Annotated in this window: 2 protein-coding genes and 4 pseudogenes; 3 read left to right on the top strand and 3 right to left on the bottom strand. The window is 63.0% G+C overall.

All coding sequences use genetic code 11. The features are described 5' to 3' along the window. Positions 1-1010: 1010 nt before the first annotated feature. The 3 genes and pseudogenes from AB0N17_RS45115 to AB0N17_RS45105 form a co-directional block, all read right to left on the bottom strand. Positions 1011-1334: pseudogene (locus tag AB0N17_RS45115) on the bottom strand (transposase family protein); the annotation flags it as partial. Positions 1335-1401: 67 nt separating this feature from the next. Continuing rightward, a pseudogene (locus tag AB0N17_RS45110) lies at positions 1402-1692 on the bottom strand (hypothetical protein); the annotation flags it as partial. Continuing rightward, entirely contained in the window at positions 1689-2123 is a 435-nt protein-coding gene (locus AB0N17_RS45105) for a winged helix-turn-helix domain-containing protein (protein ID WP_366017505.1), read from the bottom strand. The gene AB0N17_RS45105 and the pseudogene AB0N17_RS45110, both read right to left, overlap by 4 nt. Positions 2124-2303: 180 nt before the next feature. Between AB0N17_RS45105 and AB0N17_RS45100 the strand changes: the two are divergent. From AB0N17_RS45100 to AB0N17_RS45090, 3 genes and pseudogenes are all read left to right on the top strand, one after another. After that, positions 2304-2437: pseudogene (locus AB0N17_RS45100) on the top strand (IS5/IS1182 family transposase); the annotation flags it as partial. 1106 nt (positions 2438-3543) lie between these two features. Beyond that, on the top strand, positions 3544-4689 hold the full coding sequence (locus AB0N17_RS45095; protein ID WP_366017506.1) for a bifunctional DNA primase/polymerase: 1146 nt from the start codon (positions 3544-3546) through the stop codon (positions 4687-4689). Then, positions 4686-5168 (top strand): annotated as a pseudogene (locus AB0N17_RS45090) (DNA primase); the annotation flags it as partial. The gene AB0N17_RS45095 and the pseudogene AB0N17_RS45090, both read left to right, overlap by 4 nt.

Raw genomic sequence — 5168 nt, 5'->3', positions numbered from 1 at the left:
GTGGCGCCCAGTGGCCGGGTGAGGACGAACGCGATCCTCGCCCTCGGACCTGAGTCCGGAACAGGAACTGTTGAACACCGTGCTTCTCATGGCCCAAAGGCTCGAAGAACTCACTCGGCGTGTGGCTCGGCTCGAAGCAGTGACTCTTCTCCCTGCCCGGCAAGCGTTGTGACCTCTGTCCGCTGACGACATGGTCGCGAGCCGCTTCTGCGCTGTGTGCCGGTGAGGCCCCCTGCCTCCCCGCGGCGGTGGACCACGTCGACTGCGATACCCGATGAATCAGGCGGATTCGACGGCGGCCGTCACACGCTTCCCGCCCTGGAGTCGATAGCTCTTCGCTTACCTGACGGGCACGGTGGCATCGCCGGTGGAGGGGGCCGGGGCATGTCCCGGAGGCTCGTCCGGGGACTGGGCGGATCCCGCACAGCGACTCAGGATGAAGGAGTTGGCTGGGTACTGACCAGGCTTCTCGTAGGTGCTGGGACCCCAGACGGTGTGCTCGATCAGCTTGCCGGTCACATCTATGGCAATCAGCCGATTGCATGTCGAGCAATAGCCGTCCAGATCGGTGAGCACCGCATGTTGATCTCCGATGGTCTTGCTGCTCCGTCGCGTTGCTGAGGCTTCCTCGAAGCTTTCACATGCGGGGCAGGCAGAGTGTCCAGCTGGGCGATAAGGGGGCTGATTACTCATGGCGTACCAATCGTGACCGCGAATCGCGAGTGCTGAGGGTCGCGTCGAGTCGTCCCGAGCAGGACGAGGAGGGCGGCGAACCGCGCTCTGGACCTTGTTGGTTCACAGGCCCCTCATGCGTGCATGGAGGGTCTTCTCAGTCTTACCATCCCCGCGATTCGACTTCTGGGGATATGGCGAACCTCCCAAAGCGGGGCCGGCACAAAGTCGGCATCAGGCGTGAAACAATTGTGTCTCGTCAGGATCTGGTCTGATTGGTGACAACTCGGTTGGGGCGTTCCCTTGGCTAGAGGTTGTCCCGTATGGGACGTGAGTTGTCCGGTGAGGGCCAGGTTGTGGAGCCGGGCGCTACCGTGGATGGCTTGGTGAACGCCGTTGCCCTTGAGCCGGCAGTCCCGCAGGATTTTCCAGTTCTTCAGCCGCGACAGGGCGTGTTCCACGCGTGCTCGCGCCCGGCGGTGGACGGCGTTCTCCGCTTCTTGCTGCGGGCTGAGGTGGGTCTGGCCTCGTCGTTTGCGGTGCGGGATGAGCAGGCCGGTGCCCTGGCAGCCGCCGTCGGCGATGGTCGGTGCGCCGCGGCAGGCCCGGTCGACGCCGGATTCGGTGAACGCCCGGCAGTCGCTGCCGCTGCCGGGCAACGGCAAGGGTCAGCCAGTCCGGTTCGGCGGCCCAAGCCCGCATGGTCCGGCTCCCGTGGGCGGACAGCCCGTCCCAGACCAGCACCACCCGCTCTCCGCGGTAGAACACCTTGAGCTGTTTAAGGATCTCGATCAGAGCGGCGGTGTCATAACTGCCGGGCTTGAGGTGGAAGCACAGGCGAGGCCCACGGTCGGGGTCTGAGGCGTGGTAGCCGAGAGCCGCGGCCATTGAGGCGCACTTCCAGTTCAGCCGATGTCGCAGGAGCGGGGTGCGGCCGCGCGGTGCATAGGTGCGGCGGACCTGGGGCAGCAGCGAGACGCACGATTCGTCGAGGAAGACGATCCAGGCACGTTTGTTCATCGCCCCTCTTTGATGCGTGGCCACTCATGAGCGATCCAGCGGGCGATCTCGGACTCGTCCCGCTCCACCGCCCGACGCTCCGGCCGCTGCAGGCTCCAGCCCAAACGACTGGTCAGCAGACGCCAGACCGAAGCCCGCGACAATGACACCCCTGCCACCCGCTCGACCACCAGACCAAACCGCTCCAGTGTCCACAGATCAGCCTCGAAGCCATGCGCCTGGGCGCCCTGTTCCAGCGCGGGCCGCACCTGTTCGACCTGGGCATCGTCCAGTTTCGGCAGACGGCCGGTGGCCGGGCATCGCCGCAAGGCATCAGCGCCGCCCTCCTCCCACACCCGTTTCCACCGCCGTACGCTTTCGTCGCTGACCCCCAGCATCCGTGCGATCTGAGCACTCGAGCGTCCTTGCTCGAAAAACTCAGCCGCCCGCACACGCCGAGCCTCGGCCAAACTGCGGCCGCGTCAAAGGAGGAGCGACAGGCTCGGAGGCAACAGGCGAAGGCTTGAAAGACACGACACCAGGATCCCGCCAACAAGCAGTCAGATGCCGACCGGGCCGCAGAGCATCGGTCATCGCCGACGGCGGCTACCCACGGCACCGGCCTGCTCACACGGGCACGGGTGGAACACGCACTGTCCCGGCTGAAGAACTGGAAGATTCTTCGAGACTGCCGGCTCAAGGGCAACGGCGTTCACCACCCATGCCCGGTATCGCCCGGCTACACAAACTGGCTCTCACCGGATAACTCACACCTCATACGGGACAACCTCTAAGCATGGACACTCTCCTGGCCCGCAAGAGGGCGTGGAGAAGATCAGGTTGGCGGCGAGCAGATCGAGGAACCGGATCACCTTGTTCTGCAGTTTTCAGGTCGGGGCCGGTCATCAGCCAGCCGGCAAAAGTAGTGCTTGGCGAACTCGTTATGTACCGCACCTTGTTCGTCGCTCGCTGATCTCCTCGCCCAGCCCAAGGTCAGAGAGGTAGCACAGGATCAGGACGGTGTGCACAGCTCGCCCCTGCCTCGCGGAGAAAGTCTGGTAGATCAAGTTCATCCGGCACCGGTTATTCAGCACGAATCTCAATCAGGACACGGTCCCCCGTTCAGTCAGCTCCAACCGCAGAGAGAAACGGACCGGACCGAAAGGTCAATGACCATGTCCCTCCCACGCCGCGCAGGCTGGCTGCCCTCAGAGAGCGGCTTCCTGCCTCGGGGACGGCAGATGTCAAAGTTTTTTACACTCTATTTTGTGTGCTGATACTTTTATATTATTTCATAGTGTTTGCCCCTTTTGCGAAAGGGGCGCTGCCCGCGCAGCGGGGGGGGGGAGGGTGTGCTCTGCACACCCATAGGGACTGTAGGGACTCAAATTCACAGTTATGACGCAACTACACATAGCCTGAGGCGTTGGGCCGCGCGCGTGGGGGAAAAACCCCTCCGGTTCATAATGCGGATCCATCGTCCCTTGAGTCCCTGCTGGGGGGGGGACGGGCCCTCTGAGCTGCGCTTCCCGCTGAGGGACTCTTTGCTGGGCCTTCGATCAGCGCCCCTGCCGCCGGTCCCTTCACCCGCGATGACCAAAGGCCCCGGCAGGCCCCTGTCATGAGCTTCCTTCCCGCCACACACCGCCAGAGGCGGCGCGTCTCCCCCCGTCAGGTACTCACAAAACGACTGATTCAGGTGCTAAACGGTGAAGGTGTTCGTCGCAAGAGGGATCGAAGGGACCCGGGAGCTCAAGGAGGACGTCAGACACGACATGCGGCGTTCGCCTGCCAAGGCGTCTGCGTAGCGGGCCCTACACTCTGTGCGGAAAACGCGGTCCCTTCAGTCCCTAGGGCCACGTATTGCAGCTCATGACCTGCCGTTTTGTCGGGGATCTCAAACAAACGAAAGTGACGAGGACGATCTGCGTGCCGCGCCCCGGTGAGAGCAACTCGCCCGCAGCCCCGGCCAGCTCAATGAGGCCGCACGCTGTTGCTCGCTGGTGTGCTGCACGAGGCTGGCCTGTTCACCCACTCGCCCCAGGCCGGAAGACACCCGTTGCGAACTGCCCCAAATGTAGGGAAGAACGCCATGACCCCAAAGCCTGCCCATGCCTACCGGCGGGCCTCCCGTGCCACGGTTTTCATGCCGCAACCTTGAGTACTGCTTTTATCGATTCGTGGTGGAGGAGCACTCCTACAGCTGGTGTCGGAGTCGCGTGTGGCCCGGCCGGCCTCGTCGTTATCGACGTTGATGCGCATCGAGCCGAGGTGCCCCAGCGTGGCCGACTGCTGCCGGGCATCCCTATCCACGACGAAGTGGACCTGACGGGACTCGCCTCCGGTTTTGATACCCTGGCTCTCCTCGCTGCGTATCGGCAGCAAATGAACCCGGCGGAGGATCGTTCAACCCTTCGCGTCCGAACCCCGTCCGGCGGACTACACATATGGTACCGGAAGGTTCATCCGCAGGTACGTTTTCGCTCGTCTACGGGCTCAAGCCCGAAGGTTGCACTTGCTTGGCAAGTGGATGTCAGGGCCGACAACGGTTACATCATTGCCCCTTCAACTTGTACAGCTCAGGGTGCTTACCAGGCAGAAGGATCCGCAAGATCACCTTCTCCTCTACCTGCATGGCTGCACGAGGAACTGGTGCGCACCGGTCACGCAAAAGCAACATCGTTTTTGCCGTCGCCTAGTGGCAGGTCTGCCGCGCGTGCCACTTTCCCTTCCTGTTCTGAGGCTGCAGAGAGAGTGCTCGGCCCGCTGATCGAAACAGTGCTCCAGTGTGCTGCGGCTCCCGAGGGGACGGGTTTCACCGAAAAACTCAACAGGGCGGCGTACACTGCAGGAGGTCTCGTTGCCGCAAATTACTTTAATGCGACCGCGGTCCAAGACCAGCTTCTTGCTGCGGCCGACAAAGCACGCCCTTGGCAAACGGACCGCAACAGAAGGATCGTTTCCGAGGGCCTTGCCGCAGGGGCCGCCCGACCGTTCTACCTAAAGGAACGTTCATGAGCAGCGCCGAGAACAGCCCTCGGTTCGATCCGCTGGCCGCCGCTCAGCAGATGCACAAGCTTCAGCCTGCGACGCCGGAGCAGGCTTCGACGCCGGCGCCGGTGCCAGTAACGGCTACCACAAACCCTGCGGTGCGCTCCGATGAGGGAGGAACAGGCCTACTGCCGCCGTCGCTGTCTGATCGGGGTAACGCCAGACTCTTTGTACAGACGTACGGCGATCAGTTCCGACATGTGGAGGGTCTCGGCTGGTTCGTCTGGGATGGCTATCGCTGGAAAAGAACAGGAGGGGAAAAGTCTGCTCTCTGGGCGGCCGGCGAGATGGCAGAGGCCATGCCCGAAAGCGATACCAGAGGCATCTTCAGCAACCGCGAGCTGGCGATCCATAAGCGTAAGACACTTTCTACCGCTGGAATGAAGGCTCTCCTCGCCCAGGCTAAGGCCTCGCCAGACCTCCTCGGCGATCTGCCGCTTCAGCTC

The organism is Streptomyces sp. NPDC051133 (assembly GCF_040682635.1).
In the GTDB taxonomy this organism is placed as follows: Bacteria; Actinomycetota; Actinomycetes; order Streptomycetales; family Streptomycetaceae; genus Streptomyces.
This window is presented reverse-complemented; position numbering and strand designations above follow the sequence as displayed.